The 18462-nt window shown below is 59.3% G+C and carries 15 protein-coding genes and 4 tRNA genes; 8 read left to right on the top strand and 11 right to left on the bottom strand.

What is annotated here, in order from left to right:
- Positions 1 to 102: 102 nt before the first annotated feature.
- The 4 genes from PSEUDOMOFG3G_RS05220 to PSEUDOMOFG3G_RS05205 all read right to left on the bottom strand — a co-directional run bounded on the left by PSEUDOMOFG3G_RS05220 (position 103) and on the right by PSEUDOMOFG3G_RS05205 (position 619).
- Positions 103 to 179, bottom strand: a tRNA-Asp gene (locus tag PSEUDOMOFG3G_RS05220).
- 17 nt (positions 180 to 196) lie between these two features.
- Positions 197 to 272, bottom strand: a tRNA-Val gene (locus PSEUDOMOFG3G_RS05215).
- A 174-nt stretch (positions 273 to 446) separates the two neighbouring features.
- Positions 447 to 523: transfer RNA gene (locus PSEUDOMOFG3G_RS05210), tRNA-Asp, on the bottom strand.
- A gap of 20 nt (positions 524 to 543) precedes the next feature.
- Positions 544 to 619, bottom strand: a tRNA-Val gene (locus tag PSEUDOMOFG3G_RS05205).
- Positions 620 to 778: 159 nt separating this feature from the next.
- On the opposite strand from PSEUDOMOFG3G_RS05205, the gene rdgC reads away from it, so the two are divergent.
- The 3 genes from rdgC to sugE all read left to right on the top strand — a co-directional run bounded on the left by rdgC (position 779) and on the right by sugE (position 3243).
- Complete coding sequence (rdgC, locus tag PSEUDOMOFG3G_RS05200; RefSeq protein ID WP_047228694.1) at positions 779 to 1699, top strand: recombination-associated protein RdgC; 921 nt, start codon at positions 779 to 781, stop codon at positions 1697 to 1699.
- A 145-nt stretch (positions 1700 to 1844) separates the two neighbouring features.
- A complete protein-coding gene (locus PSEUDOMOFG3G_RS05195) occupies positions 1845 to 2810 on the top strand; it encodes a bile acid:sodium symporter family protein (protein ID WP_107321747.1) in 966 nt (321 codons plus the stop codon).
- A 118-nt stretch (positions 2811 to 2928) separates the two neighbouring features.
- Positions 2929 to 3243, top strand: coding sequence for a quaternary ammonium compound efflux SMR transporter SugE (sugE, locus tag PSEUDOMOFG3G_RS05190; protein WP_047228696.1), 315 nt, complete (start codon positions 2929 to 2931; stop codon positions 3241 to 3243).
- 145 nt (positions 3244 to 3388) lie between these two features.
- Here sugE and PSEUDOMOFG3G_RS05185 read toward each other — a convergent pair whose 3' ends face one another.
- From PSEUDOMOFG3G_RS05185 to PSEUDOMOFG3G_RS05170, 4 genes are all read right to left on the bottom strand, one after another.
- Positions 3389 to 5263, bottom strand: a complete 1875-nt coding sequence (locus tag PSEUDOMOFG3G_RS05185) for an MFS transporter (RefSeq protein WP_139049381.1) — start codon at positions 5261 to 5263, stop codon at positions 3389 to 3391.
- 80 nt (positions 5264 to 5343) lie between these two features.
- Complete coding sequence (locus tag PSEUDOMOFG3G_RS05180; protein WP_139049380.1) at positions 5344 to 6492, bottom strand: TDT family transporter; 1149 nt, start codon at positions 6490 to 6492, stop codon at positions 5344 to 5346.
- Positions 6493 to 6595: 103 nt separating this feature from the next.
- Entirely contained in the window at positions 6596 to 6907 is a 312-nt protein-coding gene (locus PSEUDOMOFG3G_RS05175; protein ID WP_171061328.1) for a cupin domain-containing protein, read from the bottom strand.
- Between the two features lie 37 nt (positions 6908 to 6944).
- Complete coding sequence (locus PSEUDOMOFG3G_RS05170; protein WP_139049379.1) at positions 6945 to 8129, bottom strand: MFS transporter; 1185 nt, start codon at positions 8127 to 8129, stop codon at positions 6945 to 6947.
- Positions 8130 to 8232: 103 nt separating this feature from the next.
- Between PSEUDOMOFG3G_RS05170 and PSEUDOMOFG3G_RS05165 the strand changes: the two genes are divergently transcribed.
- Entirely contained in the window at positions 8233 to 8772 is a 540-nt protein-coding gene (locus PSEUDOMOFG3G_RS05165; RefSeq protein WP_076383769.1) for a TetR/AcrR family transcriptional regulator, read from the top strand.
- Positions 8773 to 9024: 252 nt separating this feature from the next.
- Entirely contained in the window at positions 9025 to 12495 is a 3471-nt protein-coding gene (locus PSEUDOMOFG3G_RS05160) for a PAS domain-containing hybrid sensor histidine kinase/response regulator (RefSeq protein ID WP_047228702.1), read from the top strand.
- A 58-nt stretch (positions 12496 to 12553) separates the two neighbouring features.
- Here the strand turns inward: PSEUDOMOFG3G_RS05160 and rmuC are convergent, their stop codons facing one another.
- Positions 12554 to 13936 carry a DNA recombination protein RmuC gene (gene rmuC, locus PSEUDOMOFG3G_RS05155; protein WP_171061333.1) on the bottom strand — a complete coding sequence of 461 codons (1383 nt, stop codon included), beginning with the start codon at positions 13934 to 13936 and terminating at the stop codon, positions 12554 to 12556.
- Between the two features lie 178 nt (positions 13937 to 14114).
- A complete protein-coding gene (locus PSEUDOMOFG3G_RS05150; RefSeq protein WP_076383767.1) occupies positions 14115 to 14438 on the bottom strand; it encodes a hypothetical protein in 324 nt (107 codons plus the stop codon).
- 965 nt (positions 14439 to 15403) lie between these two features.
- On the opposite strand from PSEUDOMOFG3G_RS05150, the gene PSEUDOMOFG3G_RS05145 reads away from it, so the two are divergent.
- The 3 genes from PSEUDOMOFG3G_RS05145 (at position 15404) to PSEUDOMOFG3G_RS05135 (ending at position 17815) form a co-directional block, all read left to right on the top strand.
- Positions 15404 to 15628: a hypothetical protein gene (locus tag PSEUDOMOFG3G_RS05145; RefSeq protein WP_007898912.1), complete on the top strand. Its 225-nt coding sequence runs from the start codon at positions 15404 to 15406 to the stop codon at positions 15626 to 15628.
- Positions 15629 to 15904: 276 nt separating this feature from the next.
- Entirely contained in the window at positions 15905 to 16387 is a 483-nt protein-coding gene (locus PSEUDOMOFG3G_RS05140; protein ID WP_047228705.1) for a hypothetical protein, read from the top strand.
- 144 nt (positions 16388 to 16531) lie between these two features.
- Positions 16532 to 17815, top strand: a complete 1284-nt coding sequence (locus PSEUDOMOFG3G_RS05135; RefSeq protein ID WP_047228706.1) for an OmpP1/FadL family transporter — start codon at positions 16532 to 16534, stop codon at positions 17813 to 17815.
- Positions 17816 to 17904: 89 nt separating this feature from the next.
- On the opposite strand, the gene PSEUDOMOFG3G_RS05130 is transcribed toward PSEUDOMOFG3G_RS05135, so the two are convergent.
- Positions 17905 to 18456: a glutathione peroxidase gene (locus PSEUDOMOFG3G_RS05130; protein ID WP_076383766.1), complete on the bottom strand. Its 552-nt coding sequence runs from the start codon at positions 18454 to 18456 to the stop codon at positions 17905 to 17907.
- Positions 18457 to 18462 lie beyond the last annotated feature (6 nt).

Genomic DNA, 18462 nt, shown 5'->3' with positions numbered 1-18462 from the left:
CTGCTGATGGATTGCGATGAAACGCCATAAACGAAAAAAGCGGCCAAAGGCCGCTTATTCGGTAGCTTCCAGGCGTTCAGTGGGCCTAAGTGGAAGCGAATATGGCGCAGCGGACGGGACTCGAACCCGCGACCCCCGGCGTGACAGGCCGGTATTCTAACCGACTGAACTACCGCTGCGCGTAACATTGAAAGCTTGGTGGGTGATGACGGGATCGAACCGCCGACATTCTGCTTGTAAGGCAGACGCTCTCCCAGCTGAGCTAATCACCCTTCACTTTCGATGCGGGGCGCATTCTCTCACAAATTTTCGTAACGTGCTGATTTAATTAACTATTCAGCAAAAAATGTGATTAACGTGCACCGCAGGAACTGCAAACAGCAAAAAGCCCGCGTTAGCGGGCTTTCTGTGGTGATCTGGCGTTCAGTGTTCCAGATTACCGAATATGGCGCAGCGGACGGGACTCGAACCCGCGACCCCCGGCGTGACAGGCCGGTATTCTAACCGACTGAACTACCGCTGCGCGTAACACTTTGGAGCGAATGGTGGGTGATGACGGGATCGAACCGCCGACATTCTGCTTGTAAGGCAGACGCTCTCCCAGCTGAGCTAATCACCCTTCGCTTTCGGTGTGGCGCGCATTCTACGGAGCGTCCTCAAAGCTGGCAAGCACTTTTTAATTTAATTTTTCAGGCCTTCCAAAGGCTTAGCGAAGGGTTGGCCTATGGCGCCGCGAAGAGAATAATGCCCCCCTTTGTATAAAGGAGAGACTCACCCCATGTGGTTCAAAAACCTGCTTATCTATCGCCTGACCCAAGATCTGCCTTTTGATGCCGAGGCGTTGGAAACTGCACTGGCCAGCAAACTGGCGCGTCCATGTGCAAGCCAGGAGTTGACCACTTACGGTTTCGTCGCGCCGTTCGGTAAAGGCGAAGACGCACCTCTGGTGCACATCAGCCAGGATTTCCTGCTGATCGCCGCACGCAAGGAGGAACGCATCCTGCCAGGCAGCGTCGTACGCGATGCCCTGAAAGAAAAGGTCGAAGAGATCGAAGCCGAACAAATGCGCAAGGTCTATAAAAAGGAACGGGACCAGCTCAAGGATGAAATCATCCAGGCGTTTCTGCCTCGCGCGTTCATTCGTCGCTCGTCCACCTTCGCTGCCATCGCACCGAAACAGGGTCTGATCCTGGTCAACTCCGCCAGCCCGAAACGCGCCGAAGACCTGCTCTCCACCCTGCGCGAAGTCCTCGGCTCGCTGCCGGTGCGCCCACTGACCGTGAAAACCGCACCCACCGCCATCATGACCGACTGGGTCAAGACCCAGAAAGCCGCCGACGATTTCTTCGTGCTGGATGAATGCGAGCTGCGCGACACTCACGAAGATGGCGGCATTGTGCGTTGCAAGCGTCAGGACCTGACCAGCGACGAAATCCAGTTGCACTTGAACACCGGCAAGGTGGTGACCCAACTGTCGCTGGCCTGGCAGGACAAGCTGTCTTTCGTGCTCGACGACAAAATGGTGGTCAAGCGCCTGAAATTCGAAGACTTGCTGCAGGATCAGGCGGAACAGGACGGCGGCGACGAGGCCCTCGGCCAACTGGACGCCAGCTTCACGCTGATGATGTTGACGTTTGGCGAGTTCCTGCCGGCGCTGGTAGAAGCGTTGGGTGGTGAAGAGATGCCTCAGGGGATCTGACAGCCCAATGATTACCCTTGTGGGAGCGATCCTGCTCGCGATGGCAGAGTGACAGTTACCGACAGGTTGCCTGATACTCCGCTATCGCGAGCAGGCTCGCTCCCACAGTGTTTTTGTGGTGCTACTTAATAATAAGGATCAGGTCATGCGCGCACTGGCTGCATTGAGTCGTTTTGTCGGCAATACCTTCGCTTACTGGGTGCTGTTTTTTGCCGTGCTGGCATTCTTGCTACCGCAATGGTTCGTCGACCTGAAAGTCGCCATCGTCCCCTTGCTGGGGCTGGTGATGTTCGGCATGGGCCTGGCGCTCAAGCTGGAGGACTTTGCCGAAGTGGGCCGTCATCCAGGGCGGGTGGTCCTGGGGGTGATTGCACAATTTGTCATCATGCCCGGCGTGGCGTGGCTGCTCTGCCAAGTATTCAGCCTGCCACCGGAGATTGCCGTCGGGGTGATTCTGGTGGGTTGCTGTCCGAGCGGCACCTCCTCCAATGTCATGACCTGGTTGGCCCGCGGCGACCTGGCTTTGGCCGTGTCGCTTTCGGCCATCACCACCCTGCTCGCGCCTTTGCTGACCCCGGCGCTGATCTGGCTGCTGGCTTCCGCCTGGTTGCCGGTGTCGTTCTCGGCGCTTTTCTGGTCGATTTTGCAGATCGTACTGCTGCCTATCGTGCTGGGCATCGTTGCTCAACGCCTGCTGGGAGAGCGGGTTCGTCACGCGGTGGAAGTGCTGCCGCTGATCTCGGTAGTGAGCATCGTGATCATTGTGGCGGCGGTAGTGGCGGCCAGTCAGGCGAAGATCGCCGAGTCCGGCCTGCTGATCATGGCGATCGTGATGCTGCATAACAGCTTCGGTTACCTGTTGGGTTACTTCACCGCTCGCCTGTTCGGGTTGCCACTGGCCCAGCGCAAGACCTTGTCGCTGGAGGTGGGCATGCAAAACTCCGGTTTGGGCGCAGCCCTGGCCAGTGCGCATTTCTCGCCGCTGGCGGCGGTGCCCAGCGCGCTGTTCAGCGTCTGGCACAATATTTCCGGGGCGCTGCTCTCGACGTATTTCCGCCGTATGAGCGAAAAGCAGGACCGTGAACTGCTCGCCCGCCAAGCGGCGGACTGAAAGACAGACTTGATCGAGTGGTCAATAATGGGCAATCTATATGCCCATCGCGGGGACGACCCCGCCACTCGATCGACCTAAATCCGGGGACGACCCCATCCATCGATGGAGGTGTGTGATGTCCTGGATCATTCTGTTTTTTGCCGGCCTGTTCGAAGTCGGTTGGGCTGTCGGCCTGAAGTACACCGACGGTTTCAGCCGCCCGCTCCCTACCGTATTGACCGTTGCGGCCATGGCTATCAGCCTTGGCCTGCTGGGCCTTGCGATGAAGGAGTTGCCCCTGGGCACGGCCTATGCCATCTGGACCGGTGTCGGTGCCGTGGGCACGGTGATTGCCGGAATCATTCTGTTTGGTGAATCCATGGCGCTGGTTCGGCTAGCCAGTGTGGCGTTGATCGTTGCCGGGTTGATCGGACTTAAGGCCAGCGCCTGAACTCACCTGCAGGAACAATCTCTGTAGACACAGAGGCTTGTAGGGCTGGACCTGTGGGAGCAAGGCTTGCCCGGGAGGCGGTCTCAAGGACGCTATCGCGAGCAAGCTTTGCTCTCACATACCTACTTTCACAAGGCGTCTCTCGTTATCTGACAGCCCCGCGCAACTCCCCCACCAACGCCTGCAACTTCGCCGGTTCCGCCACCTCAACGGCGACCGCCGGCCCCGCCACCAACGTCACCCGCGACCACAACCGGCGAAACAGCCCCTTGTTCGGGTCACGACTGAAGAAACTGCCCCACAATCCCTGCAACGCCAGGGGAATCACCGGCACGGGGGTTTCCTGAAGAATGCGCGTCAGTCCGCCCTTGAACTCATTGATCTCACCATCGGCCGTCAATTTTCCTTCGGGGAAGATACACACCAACTCGCCGTTCTGCAGGTATTGAGCGATGCGCGTAAAGGCGCTTTCGTAGATATGAATGTCTTCCTGGCGCCCGGCAATCGGAATCGTCCCGGCGGTGCGAAAGATGAAATTGAGCACTGGCAGGTTGTAGATCTTGTAGTACATCACGAAGCGAATCGGCCGACGCACCGCGCCACCGATCAGCAACGCGTCGACGAAGGACACGTGATTGCAGACCAGCAGCGCGGCGCCTTCATCGGGAATCGCATCCAGGTTGCGATGTTCCACGCGGTACATGGAATGGCTCAGCAGCCAGATCATGAAACGCATGCTGAACTCAGGGACGATTTTGAAGATGTAGGTGTTCACGCCAATGTTCAGCAGTGACACCACCAGGAACAGCTGGGGAATCGACAGTTCCAGCAGGCCCAGCAGGACAATGGAGACAATCGCCGAGACCACCATGAACAGCGCGTTGAGAATGTTGTTGGCGGCGATGACCCGCGCCCGCTCATTCTCGGCGGTGCGCGACTGGATCAGTGCGTACAGCGGCACGATGTAGAAACCACCAAAGACACCGAGCCCGAGGATGTCGATCAGCACCAGCCAGGCGTGGCCGAAACCGAGCACTTCGAGCCAGCCGTAGCCCTCGGCAATGCCAGGAATTCCGCCGGAATGCCACCACAACAGCAGCCCGAATACGGTCAGGCCGAACGAGCCGAAGGGAACCAGGCCGATCTCGACTTTACGCCCGGACAGCTTCTCGCACAGCATCGAACCCACGGCGATCCCCACCGAGAACACCGTCAGGATCAAGGTCACCACGGTTTCATCACCGTGCATCCAGTCCTTGGCGTAGGCCGGGATCTGGGTCAGATAAATCGCCCCGACAAACCAGAACCACGAGTTGCCGACAATGGAGCGGGACACCGCAGGGGTTTGTCCCAGGCCCAGTTTAAGCGTGGCCCAGGACTGGCTGAAAATGTTCCAGTTCAGGCGCATCTGCGGTGAAGCTGCCGCCGCCCGCGGAATGCCGCGACTCGCCAGGTAACCGGCTACGGCGATAACGATAATCGACGTTGCCACGACCGGCGCGTAATGCGCCGAGGACATCATGATCCCAGCGCCGATAGTGCCCAAGAGGATCGCCAGGAATGTGCCCATCTCCACCAGGCCATTGCCGCCGACCAGTTCGTCCTCGCGCAGCGCTTGCGGCAGGATCGAATATTTCACCGGCCCGAACAGCGCCGACTGGGTACCCATGGCGAACAGCGCCGCCAGCATCAACCACAAGTGATCGAACAGGAAACCCACCGCGCCGATCGCCATGATGGCGATTTCGCCGAATTTGATCAGACGAATCAACGCATCCTTGGCGAATTTTTCCCCGAACTGCCCTGCCAGTGCCGAGAACAAGAAGAACGGCAAGATAAACAGCAGCGCACACAGATTGACCCAGATCGAGCGGTCGCCCTCGATGGTCAGCCGATAGAGAATCGCCAGGATCAACGACTGCTTGAACACGTTGTCGTTGAACGCGCCAAGGGACTGTGTGATGAAAAACGGCAGGAAACGCCGCGTGCGGAGCAAGGTGAACTGCGAGGGGTGACTCATCTTCCATGTTCCTGAGTGGCGTGGTCGCTTATTGGAATGAGGTTTTTCGATCCAGGCCACACATTACCTGTCTTTAACGATTATTTCGCCAGCCCCGCAATGCATGGCGACACGAACAGCTCACCGTGCCAGGCGCCGAGCACCGTGCGGCGGCCGACGATCAGCCACATCACCGCCAGCATCGCCACCAGCACACAACCGAACACAGTAAAAAAACCCAGGCTCAGCAAGCTCGCCAGCTTCAGCGTTGCCAGCGCATACACGCCCAAGGGGAAGGTAAAGCCCCACCACCCGAGGTTGAACGGGATGCCAGTGCGCAAATAGCGTGCGGTGATCAGCAGCGCCATCAGCATCCACCAGAACCCGAAGCCCCACAGGGTGATACCGGCCACCACGCCCACGCCGGCGGCGACTTCACCTAAGCCCGGCAAGCCATTGGCGGCAAAAATCAGCGGCGCATCGCCTCCCAGCAACAACATGCCCAGAGCACCGGTCCCGATCGGGCCGAGGGCCAGCCAGCTCGAGGCGGCCATGTTTTCGTGGGGTAGTTTGTGCAGGGCCATGCGCAGCAGCAGAATCGTCAGGATGCTGAACGCTACGGGTAGGGAAAATGCCCAGAGGATGTAGCTGGTGACCAGCATCACCAGTTGCGAATGAGCGTCTGCCAAGTGCGGTGCCAACAACCCGCCACTGGCGGCGGCGACTTCAGCGGCCACCACGGGCAATAGCCACACGGCGGTCATCTGATCGATCCGGTGTTCCTGGCGGGTGAACATCAAAAACGGAATCAGCACGCCGCAGGCCAAGGACATCGCCACGTCGATCCACCACAACGTTTCCGCCAGCGGCACCACGCCCTCGCCCCACCGTGGCAAACCGAATACCAACAAGCCATTGATGAGGGTCGCCAGCCCCATGGGGATGGTGCCGAAGAACATCGAAACCGTTGAATGACCGAAAATCCGCCGGGCCTCGTCGAAGAACAGCACCCAACGGGCGGTGTACAGCCCCGTGAACAACATGAACAACAGGACATTGAACAACCATAACCCTTCGGCCAGGAGGTGCAGGCCTGGGACATCCCCCGGCCATTGCGCCAGGGCCAGGGCCAATACGCCGGTGCCCATGACGACAGCAAACCAGTTAGGCGTGAACTGGCGAATGGCTTCCAATGGCCTGGGCAAATGACTGAGTGGGCGCAAACGGTTGGTTGCAGCACAGCATGGCATGGCGAACTCCTGCTCTGGGACGAGATAGAGCCATGCTAGATTCAAATCGAATATCTATATAACGGGTAATTTCTCTATATATTATCGATTATGCAAATATCGATCAGACGCTGCCCTCGGTCTCGATCACCAGAATTCGCGCTTCTCCCAATGGCTTGGCCAGATGTTCGGTGCCCACCGATGCATAGAAAATATCCCCCGCGCTCAGCAAGGTATCCTTTTCGATACCGTCTTCCCGATAGCACATCTGCACTTGCCCATCGAGCACCACGAAGACTTCCTGACCTTCATTGATGTGCCATTTGTAGGGCTGATCGGTCCAGTGCAGGCGCGTGGTAATGCCGTTCATGTTGGCGATATCCAACGCCGCCCAGGCGCGATCGCCAGTGAAGGATTTACTGCGGATGATGTTCAACTCAGATCGCCCCAAAGAAAACACATAGGCGCCAATGTTAACCCAAACCAGGCGCTGTTCGCGCCTGACGCGACAGCCCCAGCAAGGCAACGATCAACAGCACAATCAACACCGCCCCATAGCCATCGGTGGTCGGGATCAGCCCGTACACACGGGTCAGGCTCCCCGCCAACAGTGACGGCAGGCTGAACGCCAGGTAACTGAGGACATAAAACGCCGACATCAACCCGGCCCGCTCATGGGGCAAGGCCAACGGCATGATGCTGCGCAATGCTCCCAGAAAGCCCGCGCCGAAACCGCTGCCAGTGACCAGCGTGCCGACGAAGAACAATGGCAAGCTAGCAGCGTGCACTGCGAGCAATACCAGCGCCAGACCGACCATCAACAGGCTGGCGGCCAGGCGCAGCATTTTGTCGGCCACCTGGTTGCGCAGCGTGTAGATACTCAACGCTCCGGTGAGCGTCAGCACCGCCACCAGCGCGCCGCCAATCAAATTGGAGGTGGTTCCGGTTGCGACCCGCACCAATGACGGCGCCAGTGACAAGTAGAAGCCGCCCACCGCCCAGGCCACCAGGTTCAAGGGCAGTATCAGCCACAAGGCGCGCCGTGCCTGGATCGGCACATGCAAGGTGGGGCGCAAAGATCGCCAGGCACCCGGTTGCGGGCTGACGCTCTCGGCCAGAAACCAGAGGTAAATGGCCTGGATCAGGAACAATCCCAGCAGAATCCAGTACGTCAGTTGCAGGGGCAACGGCGCGAACTCGGCCAACATGCCACAGCCAAATGCTCCGCAAGCCATGCCCAGCAAGGGCGCGACGCTGGTGATCAGCGGACCTTGCCGACGATCGAAGTCCAGCAAGGCAGCGCCAAGCACACTGGTGGCCATGCCCGTAGCGAAGCCCTGAATCAACCGTGCACCGATCAACCAGGCGATACTGTCGGCGTTGATAAACAGCAGCATTGCCAGCATGTTGAGCAACAGCGCTACGAAAATCACCGGTTTGCGTCCCAGATAATCCGACAACGAACCTACGGTCAGCAAAGCCGCTAACAGACTGAACGCGTACACACCGAAAATCAGCGTCAGGACCCCAGGGGAAAATTGCATCTGTTCCTGGTAGAGGTGATACAGCGGGGTTGGCGCACTGGACGCTGCGAGGAAACCGAGCAGGGTGATCGCCAGGAATATCAAACTGGCACGAGTCGAAGCTGGACGGGACATGGGCACACTCCACAAGGCAATCCACAAAAGCTAATTTTTTGCTTTTGCGGAGTGTGCTATCGACGCGCGCTTAAAGCAAATTCTTTGTGTTAAGGTCCGATCCATGGCTATTAAAGAAGGTTTACGTCCCGGCGGCAGAAGCGCCCGGGTACAAGAGTCGATTCATTCGGCGGTTCGCAGCCTGCTCCAGGAGCAGGACCGCGCCACCCTGACCGTGCCGCAAATCGCGGCCCGCGCAGGCGTAACCCCGTCCACCATTTACCGGCGCTGGGGCGACCTGCCGGCATTGCTGGGCGACGTCGCGATTGCCCGCATGCGCCCGGACTGCGCACCGCTGGACACCGGCAGCCTGCGCGGGGATCTTCGCGCCTGGGCCGAACAGTACCTGGACGAAATGAGCTCCGAGCCCGGTCGCAACATGATGCGCGACATCCAGGCCTGCGCCACGCCGGGCTATTGCGTGGGAATCATCAGCGGCCAGTTGCAGACCATCCTGGATCGCTATCCTGACGAGCCAAACCCCGGGGTCGAGCGACTGATCAATGTGGTGGTCGCGCCGACGGTGTTTCGCATCCTCTTTGCCACCGCGCCGTTGGCGGTTGAGGAGTTGTATCGGTTGGTGGATATCGCGTTGGCCCAGTAATACCGCCATCGCGAGCAGGCTCGCTCCCACATTTGAGCAGTTGTGAATACAAAATCCATATTCGCCGAAGATCCAGTGTGGGAGCGAGCCTGCTCGCGATGAGGCCGACCAGCACACCCCATGCCCCATTGCTGAGCGCAACCGGCGATACCTCGACACGCCTCGACCTTGGTCGACACTGACGAACCCGAGCGGGCATGCGAGACTGTTCTGCCGGGCACTGCCCCCGGGGTCTTTCGTTCAGGAGCTTCCATGTCGTTGTCCAGCGGGCTGATTGCCGTTGTTGCCCTGGCCTATATGGCCATCCTGTTCGCCATCGCCTTCTACGGCGACCGGCGCAGCACACCGTTGCCCCCTCGGGTGCGGGCGTGGGTCTACAGCCTGTCGCTGGCGGTCTATTGCACCAGCTGGACATTTTTTGGCGCGGTGGGCCAGGCTGCCGAACAACTCTGGTCATTCCTGCCGATTTACCTCGGGCCGATCCTGTTGCTGGTGCTGGCCCCGTGGGTCTTGCAGAAAATGGTGATGATCAGCAAGCAGGAAAACATCACCTCCATCGCTGACTTCATCGCCGCCCGCTATGGCAAATCCCAGTCCCTGGCGATTGTGATTGCCCTGATTTGCCTGGTGGGTGTGTTGCCGTACATTGCCTTGCAGCTCAAGGGCATCGTGCTCGGGGTGAACCTGCTCATCGGCGCCGGGGCCGACACCACGGGCACCCGCGCCCAGGACACGGCGCTGATCGTTTCACTGATCCTCGCGCTGTTCACCATCGTGTTCGGCACCCGCAACCTGGACGCCACCGAGCACCACCGAGGCATGGTATTGGCCATTGCCTTTGAATCGCTGGTCAAGCTGTTCGCCTTCCTTGCCGTTGGCGCCTTTGTCACGTACGGGCTCTACGACGGATTCGACGATCTGTTCAACCAGGCGATGCTCGCGCCGCGGCTGGAGCAATACTGGAAAGAAACCATCAACTGGCCGTCCATGGTGGTGCAGACCGGGGTGGCGATGATGGCGATCATCTGCTTGCCGCGGCAGTTTCACGTGACCGTGGTCGAGAACATCGAGCCCCAGGACCTGCGCCTGGCCAAGTGGGTGTTCCCCGCCTACCTGGCCCTGGCGGCGTTGTTCGTGGTGCCCATCGCCCTCGCCGGGCAAATGATGCTGCCCGACTCGGTGCTGCCGGATTCATTCGTCATCAGCCTGCCGTTGGCCCAGGCCCACCCGGCGCTGGCGGTGCTTGCGTTCATTGGCGGCGCCTCGGCGGCCACCGGCATGGTCATCGTGGCGAGTGTCGCGCTCTCCACCATGGTGTCCAACGACATGCTGCTGCCTTGGCTGTTGCGCCGCAACAACGCCGAGCGGCCCTTTGAAGTGTTTCGCCAGTGGATGCTGTCGGTTCGCCGGGTGAGCATTGTGGTGATCCTGCTGCTGGCCTATGTCAGCTACCGCCTGCTGGGGTCGACGGCGAGCCTGGCGACCATCGGCCAGATCGCCTTCGCCGCCGTGACCCAACTGGCGCCTGCCATGCTCGGCGCGCTGTACTGGAAACAGGCCAACCGTCGCGGGGTGTTCGCCGGCCTCGCCATGGGGATTTTCCTGTGGTTCTACACCTTGGTGTTGCCGATCGCGGCCCACAGCCTGGGCTGGTCGCTGAACAGTTTCCCGGGGCTTGCGTGGCTGCATGGCAACCCCTTGAACCTGCCGATTTCACCGCTGACCCAAGGGGTCGTGTTATCCCTGGCCGGTAACTTCACCCTGTTTGCCTGGATCTCCGTGCTGTCGCGCACCCGCGTGTCGGAACACTGGCAGGCCGGACGCTTCATCGGCCAGGAAATCAGCGCCCGCCCCAACCCCCGCTCGATGCTGGCGGTGCACATAGATGACCTGTTGCAACTGGCCGCGCGCTTCGTTGGCGAAGAACGGGCGCGCCAGAGTTTCATTCGCTTTGCCTACCGCCAGGGCAAAGGCTTCAACCCGAACCAGAATGCCGACAGCGAATGGATCGCCCACACCGAACGGCTCCTGGCGGGCGTGCTAGGGGCTTCGTCGACGCGCGCAGTAGTAAAAGCCGCGATTGAAGGTCGGGAGATGCAGTTGGAGGATGTGGTCCGAATCGCGGATGAAGCCTCGGAAGTGCTGCAATTCAACCGTGCACTGCTGCAAGGTGCCATCGAAAACATCACCCAAGGCATCAGCGTGGTCGATCAGTCCCTCAGGCTGGTGGCCTGGAACCGCCGATACCTGGAGCTGTTCAACTATCCGGACGGTTTGATCAGTGTGGGTCGGCCCATCGCCGACATCATCCGCTACAACGCCGAGCGCGGCCTTTGTGGCCCGGGCGAAGCAGAGGTCCATGTCGCTCGACGCCTGCACTGGATGCGCCAGGGCCGTGCACACACCTCTGAACGGCTGTTTCCCAATGGTCGGGTGATCGAGCTGATCGGCAACCCCATGCCCGGCGGCGGTTTTGTCATGAGTTTTACCGACATCACCGCTTTCCGCGAAGCCGAACAGGCCCTGACGGAAGCCAATGAAGGATTGGAGCAACGGGTGGCGGAACGCACCCGGGAACTGTCGCAACTGAACATGGCCCTGACCGAAGCCAAAGGCACCGCCGAGTCGGCCTACCAATCCAAGACACGGTTCCTGGCAGCAGTCAGTCATGACCTGATGCAGCCGCTCAACGCCGCACGCCTGTTCTCCGCAGCGCTGTCCCATCAGCACGACGCCTTGCCGAGCGAGGCACGGCAACTGGTGCACCACCTGGACAGTTCGCTGCGCTCGGCCGAAGACCTGATCACCGACCTGCTGGACATTTCCCGCCTGGAAAACGGCAAGATCAACCCTGACCGCAATCCATTTGCCCTCAACGAACTGTTCGATACCCTGGGCGCCGAGTTCAAGGTACTGGCCCAGGAACAAGGCCTCAAATTCCGGGTGCGGGGCTCACGACTACGGGTCGACAGCGACATCAAGTTGCTACGTCGTGTGTTGCAGAACTTCCTCACCAATGCCTTCCGCTATGCCAAAGGCCCGGTACTGCTGGGCGTTCGCCGTCGCAATGGCGAATTGTGCCTGGAGGTGTGGGATCGCGGCCCGGGCATCGCCGAAGACAAACTGCAGGTCATTTTCGAAGAGTTCAAACGTCTCGACAGCCATCAGACCCGTGCGGAAAAAGGCCTGGGCCTGGGCCTGGCGATCGCCGACGGGCTGTGCCGCGTGCTGGGTCACACCTTGCGGGTGCGTTCCTGGCCGGGGCGCGGCAGTGTCTTCAGCGTCAGCGTACCGCTGGCCCAGGCGCAGACTGCCTTGCCCAAGCCCGCAGCCGAACTCAACGGTCATTTACCAAAAGGCGCCCAGGTGCTGTGTGTCGATAACGAAGACAGCATTCTGATCGGCATGAACAGCCTGCTCACTCGCTGGGGCTGCCAGGTGTGGACGGCGCGCAACCGCCAGGAGTGCGAGCGTTTGCTCAGCGAGGGAGGCCGACCGCAACTGGCCCTGGTGGATTTTCACCTGGACAATGGAGAAACCGGAACCGAGCTGATGGCCTGGTTACGCAGCCGTATGGGTGAACCGATACCAGGCGTGGTGATCAGCGCCGATGGCCGCCCCGAGACGGTGGCGCAGGTGCATGCGGCGGGTCTGGACTACTTGGCCAAACCGGTGAAACCGGCCGCATTGAGGGCGTTGTTGAGTCGGCATTTGCCGTTGTAGAGAATCGATTTCCCACTGTCAGGCACACACTGCCTGGCATCAAGCCCAGGTTTTTACATCAAGCCTGAGGCTTTTCGGTCTCTTCAGGCAGTTCGGGCAGCCCATCGACATCGGTCATTGCCCGTTCGAGCAGTTCGGCTGGCAGGCTTTTGCTGGCCCGGGCGCCGAGCAATTTGAGTTGTTCGCTGCGGCTGATCAGATTGCCACGCCCTTCTGTGAGTTTGTTGCGCGCCGCACTGTAGGCTTTGTCCAGTTGCTGCAAACGGCTGCCTATTTCGTCCAGGTCCTGAATGAACAGTACGAACTTGTCGTACAGCCACCCTGCCCGCTCGGCGATTTCCCGGGCGTTCTGACTCTGGCGCTCCTGTTTCCACAAGCTGTCGATCACCCGCAACGTCGCCAATAGCGTCGTCGGGCTGACGATCACGATGTTGCGGTCGAAGGCTTCCTGGAACAGGTTCGGTTCGGCTTGCAGCGCGGCAGAAAACGCGGCCTCGATCGGTACGAACAACAACACGAAATCCAGGCTGTGCAAACCATCCAGGCGCTTGTAATCCTTGCCGGCCAGACCTTTGACGTGGGCCCGCAAAGAGACCACGTGCTGCTTGAGAGCGAGGTGGCCGATGCTGTCGTCCTCGGCGGCCACATATTGTTGATAGGCCGTAAGACTGACCTTGGAATCCACCACCACCTGCTTGTCGCCGGGCAGGTAAATCAGCACGTCCGGCTGGAACCGTTCGCCGTCCGGGCCCTTGAGGCTGACCTGGGTCTGATACTCGCGGCCCTTCTCCAGGCCGGCGTGTTCAAGCACCCGCTCCAGAATCAGCTCACCCCAGTTACCCTGGGTCTTCTGGCCTTTGAGGGCACGGGTCAGATTGGTCGCTTCATCGCTCAGGCGCAGGTTCAGCTGTTGCAGCCGTTCCAACTCCTTGCCCAGGGAGAAGCGTTCCCGCGCCTCGGCTTGATAGCTTTCCTCGACACGTTTTTCAAAGGATTGGATGCGCTCCTTCAGCGGGTCGAGCAACTGCCCCAACCGCTGCTGACTGGTTTCCGCGAAGCGTTGCTCACGCTCATCGAAGATTTTTCCTGCCAGCTCGGCGAACTGTGCCCGCAACTCGTCTCGCGAACCTTGCAGGTCGTCCAGACGTTGCTGATGACTTTCCTGTTGCTCACGCAGTTCGGCATGCAACGAAGCCGCCTGGGCATCGAGACGCCGCAGTTCCGCTTCTTTTCCGGCACGCTCCAAGTTCCAGGCATGGGCTGCGTCTCGGGCATTGTCGCGTTCGATCTGCAACAACTCGACTTCGCGACAAGCGGCGGCAAGCTCGGCTTGCCGGGCGGCGTTGGCCTGGCCCAGGTCGCTGATTTCATCGCGGCACGCATCGAGCTGGGCGTTCAAGCCGTCGTGGGCCATGTGGGCGGTGGCCAGACGCTCCTCCATTAACGCGAGTTCGGTTTGCGCGGCGCTGGCCTGGCGTTGCAGGTGCCAGGCCAGGGCGAGCAACGGCACCGCAGCACCCGCCAGGCCAAACAACAGGCTGGTCAAATCCATAGCCATGACAATTCCCGCCGATGAAATAAAGCCCGCAGGTTAACCAAGCGGCCAGGGGATGCCCAGCTCAGTCTTCGATTTCACCCAGCGCCTGGCGCGCACGATGATCCCCGGCCCTGGCAGCCTGACGCAGCAGATCCTGGCCGATACGGCGATCGCGCGCGTTCCCGCATTCACGGCACATCAGCTGACCGAGGCGACTTTGCGCAGCTACCACGCCTTCCCGGGCTGGTTGCTTGAGTAAACGGCCGGCCAAGTGTTTGACACTGGTGTTTTCCCCAAGGCGCGGGCTGTCGAGCAGCCATTCGGCCACGCGCATCGAAATGCGTTTGGGTGGGGTAACACCGGCGGGTGTGGAGGTAACAGGATTTGATACTGAGCGAAACTTCATAAAGCACTGTGGGACAGATCAGGAAGGCGCGCCACTCTACTCCTTTTTTCGCACGGGTAAAGTCGAAAAAATCCGGCACGCCCGTGCTAGAGCAAGCGCTTGGGACAATCCACAGAAGCTGTGGATAACTCAGTGGACAACCCCCCCTGAAGTCGCCGTAAGCCCTGTGGAACGGGGCCTGCGCTCAAACTGACGATTTTTTCACCAGTAAAAAAAGCGATGTTTTTCATTGACTTAAATTTTGGATACAGGCACCCACCCCAGATTGTTTCCACATGACAATACGGTGACAACCACCGCATCGAGTGTGCACAAGTAACACGTGAAATGGTTATATGGTTGCGCCGTTTTGGCTCATTTGCGCGGTAAAACCTGGGGATAACCTGACGACGTGCGGGCCGTTGTCCGTCGGCTAAGCGCAAAACCATTGATCGGTTCCTGTGCTATGGCCGATCACCGATGGGCAAACAAACGATCAGGCAGCGGCCAGGCAGGATCTTTTTTCCCCACCGTCCTTCCCTTCGACCACTCGATCCGTTACTATCCGCGGCGTTAGTACCAAGCTGAAAGTCAATTCCGGGTCGAATACATCTCCACGGTCAGCCTTCTTCAAGAGAAGCCTCACCGACAAAAAGAGACCGACCCCCTCGATGGTTTCCAGGTAATTCTTGCGTCAACACTGCCTTTGATCGATTGCAAAGGATGTTGCCAGACTCGTTACTCTGACCGAACCAGCCTGCAAAATTGATCAGGATCTTCACCCCGGGCCCAGAACCTTTGCCCTTGATGTGTTGCCTGCCCTCCTAAGTACCTACCTGCCAGCCCAAGCGCGCACTTTATATAGCGCTCAAACTGGCTGCTTTGTTCCAGTCGGGTTCTTCGTTCGACCAATGGTGGTCGACGTTACTGGAACGTTTTAACGTTGCACGGTTCTTAACCGTGTCATTTGTAGGAACACCCATAACATGTCGACTCAAATCCATACACAGGATGCCATCCGCACCCTAACCAACGCTTTTGCCCCAATGAACTGCCTGATCATGGCCGCTCGCAAAGGCTGCTTCAGCTTCACGCTGGTCAACGAACATGGCATCGCCCGTCACAGCGAACGCCTGTACCCCGATCAGTACTCCAGCGCAGAACCGCTGCAGGCCGTGATCGAGCGTACCCGTCAGGCACTGGTTGCCTGATACGCCGCAAAGGCTGAAACCCTAAGGCCCCGCCCCAAAAGCGGGGTTTTTTATTGCCCAGAATTTCTCGATAAAGCGCAACGGCTTAAGCACCGGGGGATATAACGGTTATAACCGTTCGGCGAAGATGTTTTAAAAACAGTCCTTTACAGCGGGAATATGACACTACACTTCAAGTCAAGCGGCATGATCCGCTTCCGGCGGAGCCTGAACCGAACCACTGCTGCCAAGCCCACACCTATTCAGGCTCTGCCCATTTCACGTTTCGAGGGTTTTATGGGTATCGCTGCCAGCGAACTGTGTCGATATGTGATCCGCCCGACGCTCCTGTACCTGGAGCGCCACAGTGCAACGGCGGAATCCTTGTTGTTGGGGATTGCCGCCAGCCAGTCCGCCCTGGGATCAGCCCTGCATGACCGTCGCGGGCACGGCCTGTACCGCATTCCCGAACCTCGCCACCGGGCGCTCTGGGACCATTACCTGGCTCTGGATCCGGAACGAGCCAGCCTGGTGCGAGGCCTGGCCAGCCAGCACGCCTTTCTCAGCGGCCCGCACCTGGAATTGACCGTCAATCTGCGTTACGCCACCGCCATTGCCTGGCTTTTGGTGGAGGAACAGAACCTCGCGCTTCCTGAAGCCGATGACCTGTTAGGCATGGCCCGGATCTGGCGCCAGACATTTCACCCTCAAGGGCGCCTGCGGGATTTCACCTGCGCCTGGCAAAGTTGTGTTTCGCCGCTGAATCAGGTCGCCTGCTAAGGTCAGATCTGGAAAGTTCCTACAACAGCCGCGAATTTGGTCTGATTGTCCTACAAAACCGCTCTAAATCAAGCCATACAGCCTATAGCGCTTAAACGAAAATGTTGGTAATTTTCGCCCCGGTGATCACCTGGAGTTCTAACAATGAAAAAAATGATGCTCAAAACCACCCTTGGCCTTGCCGTTACCTTGGCATCCACGCAGATTTTCGCCAGTGGCTTTGCCTTGAACGAACAAAGCATCAGTGGCATGGGCACCGGTTTCGCTGGGCGTTCTTCCTCTGCCGATGATGCAAGCACTGTGTTTGGCAACCCGGCCGGCATGTCGCGCCTCAAGCGCCAGCAAGTTACGGGCGGTATGGCCGCTATCGACGCGTCCACCGACATCAACGACGCCAGCGGTAGCCAATCGGGCACCAACAAGGGCGACATGGTGCCGTTCACTGCCGTTCCGATGGGCTATTACGTCAAGCCTATCGATGATCAATGGGCTTTCGGCCTGGGTGTATACGCACCGTTCGGCCTGATCACCGATTACGAAAGCAGCTTCCAGGGTCGCAACTTCGGCAGCAAGAGCGAAGTGAAAGTCGTCGCCTTCCAGCCCACCGTCAGCTACGCCTTCAACGACAAGGTGTCGATCGGTTTCGGCCCGACCATCAACCACATTTCCGGCGCACTGGAATCGACCCTGACCACGCCGCTTTCACCGAACGATGGCGAAGTGAAGATCAAGGGCGACGACATTGGCTATGGCTACAATATCGGCGTGCTGGTCCAGGCGACCGACACCACTCGTGTTGGCCTGACCTACCACTCCAAGGTCAAGTACAAGCTTGAAGGCCACACCAAGGTAAGCCCGGGTGCCGGCACTCCCGCCGGGTTCCTGAGCGGGGCGCGTTATGACGCTTCGCTGGACATCACGACACCTGAATCGGTGGACTTTTCGGTCACCCAGCAGCTCAACGATGCCTGGACCCTTTATGCCGGCAGCACCTGGACTCGCTGGAGCCGCTTGAAAGAAATCACCGTGGACAACGAAGGCGTCACGCCTGCAAACGGTGGTGCACTGGCCCCTGCGTTCCTTGGCACCATTACCGAGGAACAGAACTGGCATGACACCTGGGCCTACGCCATCGGTACGTCCTACCAGTTGAACAAACAGTGGGTGCTGCGTACCGGCCTGACTTTCGACCAGTCACCTACCAACAACATCGACCGCTCGCCACGCATCCCTACCGGCGACCGGACCATCTTCAGCCTGGGTGCAGGTTGGAGCCCGACCGAAGACCTGACCATCGACGTGGCGTATTCCTATCTCAAGGAAGAGAAAGTCAGCGTCAATCACAGCAACGCTCTGGGCCAGTCCTACAACGCTGAATACGAAAACAGCGCAAATGGCTTCGGTGTCGGTGCAACCTACCGCTTCTGATGATTCACGGCGAGCCTGAACCCCTCGCCATCTGAAGCGAAAAAAGCCCCGCACTCTGCAAAGAGGCGGGGCTTTTTCGTGACTGGCGATCAGGGGCGAGAGGCGATGGCCGCTTCTACCGCCTGGATGAATTCAGGATCGTCGGGTTTGGTCCGACTGGAGAAACTGGCGACGACTTTACCCTGGCGGTCCACGACATACTTGTAGAAATTCCATTTCGGTGCCCCGGACTGTTCGGCCAGATGCCTGAACAACGGGATGGCGTCCGCGCCGCGTACCGGTTGGGGCTCGGTCATGGTGAAGGTCACGCCATAATTGACGTAGCAGACCTTGGCCGTCTCTTCGCCGTCCTTGGATTCCTGTTTGAAGTCATTGGACGGTACCCCCAGCACTTGCAGACCGTCACCTTTATAGCGCTGGTTGAGTGCCTCCAGACCTTTGAACTGCGGGGCGAAACCGCAGAAGCTGGCAGTGTTGACCACCACCAGCGGCTGGCCGGCGAAACGCTGGCACAGATCGATGTTTTCCTTGGCCCGCAACTTGGGCAGCGAGCCCTCCAGCATGGGTGGGCAGTCAGCGGCCCATACGTGCCCGGTCAAAGCCAGCAGCAGAGCGGGTACAGCAAACCTGCGCATCAGCATGTCGCA

The sequence above is a fragment of the Pseudomonas sp. FG-3G genome, from assembly GCF_901007645.1.
Taxonomy (GTDB): Bacteria; Pseudomonadota; Gammaproteobacteria; order Pseudomonadales; family Pseudomonadaceae; genus Aquipseudomonas; species Aquipseudomonas rhizophila.
Note: the sequence above shows the minus strand (reverse complement) of the source record. Positions and strands in the feature narration are given on the sequence as shown.

Bases quoted from the DNA above. Each gene is read 5' to 3' on its own strand.
- rmuC (WP_171061333.1), bottom strand. From the start codon at position 13,936: ATGGAGGAGCGTCTGGCCACCGCCCACATGGCCCACGACGGCTTGAAC.
- PSEUDOMOFG3G_RS05195 (WP_107321747.1), top strand. From the start codon at position 1,845: ATGCGCGCACTGGCTGCATTGAGTCGTTTTGTCGGCAATACCTTCGCT.
- PSEUDOMOFG3G_RS05150 (WP_076383767.1), bottom strand. From the start codon at position 14,438: ATGAAGTTTCGCTCAGTATCAAATCCTGTTACCTCCACACCCGCCGGT.
- sugE (WP_047228696.1), top strand. From the start codon at position 2,929: ATGTCCTGGATCATTCTGTTTTTTGCCGGCCTGTTCGAAGTCGGTTGG.
- PSEUDOMOFG3G_RS05180 (WP_139049380.1), bottom strand. From the start codon at position 6,492: ATGCCATGCTGTGCTGCAACCAACCGTTTGCGCCCACTCAGTCATTTG.
- PSEUDOMOFG3G_RS05145 (WP_007898912.1), top strand. From the start codon at position 15,404: ATGTCGACTCAAATCCATACACAGGATGCCATCCGCACCCTAACCAAC.
- PSEUDOMOFG3G_RS05170 (WP_139049379.1), bottom strand. From the start codon at position 8,129: ATGTCCCGTCCAGCTTCGACTCGTGCCAGTTTGATATTCCTGGCGATC.
- PSEUDOMOFG3G_RS05130 (WP_076383766.1), bottom strand. From the start codon at position 18,456: ATGCTGATGCGCAGGTTTGCTGTACCCGCTCTGCTGCTGGCTTTGACC.
- PSEUDOMOFG3G_RS05185 (WP_139049381.1), bottom strand. From the start codon at position 5,263: ATGAGTCACCCCTCGCAGTTCACCTTGCTCCGCACGCGGCGTTTCCTG.
- rdgC (WP_047228694.1), top strand. From the start codon at position 779: ATGTGGTTCAAAAACCTGCTTATCTATCGCCTGACCCAAGATCTGCCT.
- PSEUDOMOFG3G_RS05135 (WP_047228706.1), top strand. From the start codon at position 16,532: ATGAAAAAAATGATGCTCAAAACCACCCTTGGCCTTGCCGTTACCTTG.
- PSEUDOMOFG3G_RS05140 (WP_047228705.1), top strand. From the start codon at position 15,905: ATGGGTATCGCTGCCAGCGAACTGTGTCGATATGTGATCCGCCCGACG.
- PSEUDOMOFG3G_RS05160 (WP_047228702.1), top strand. From the start codon at position 9,025: ATGTCGTTGTCCAGCGGGCTGATTGCCGTTGTTGCCCTGGCCTATATG.
- PSEUDOMOFG3G_RS05165 (WP_076383769.1), top strand. From the start codon at position 8,233: ATGGCTATTAAAGAAGGTTTACGTCCCGGCGGCAGAAGCGCCCGGGTA.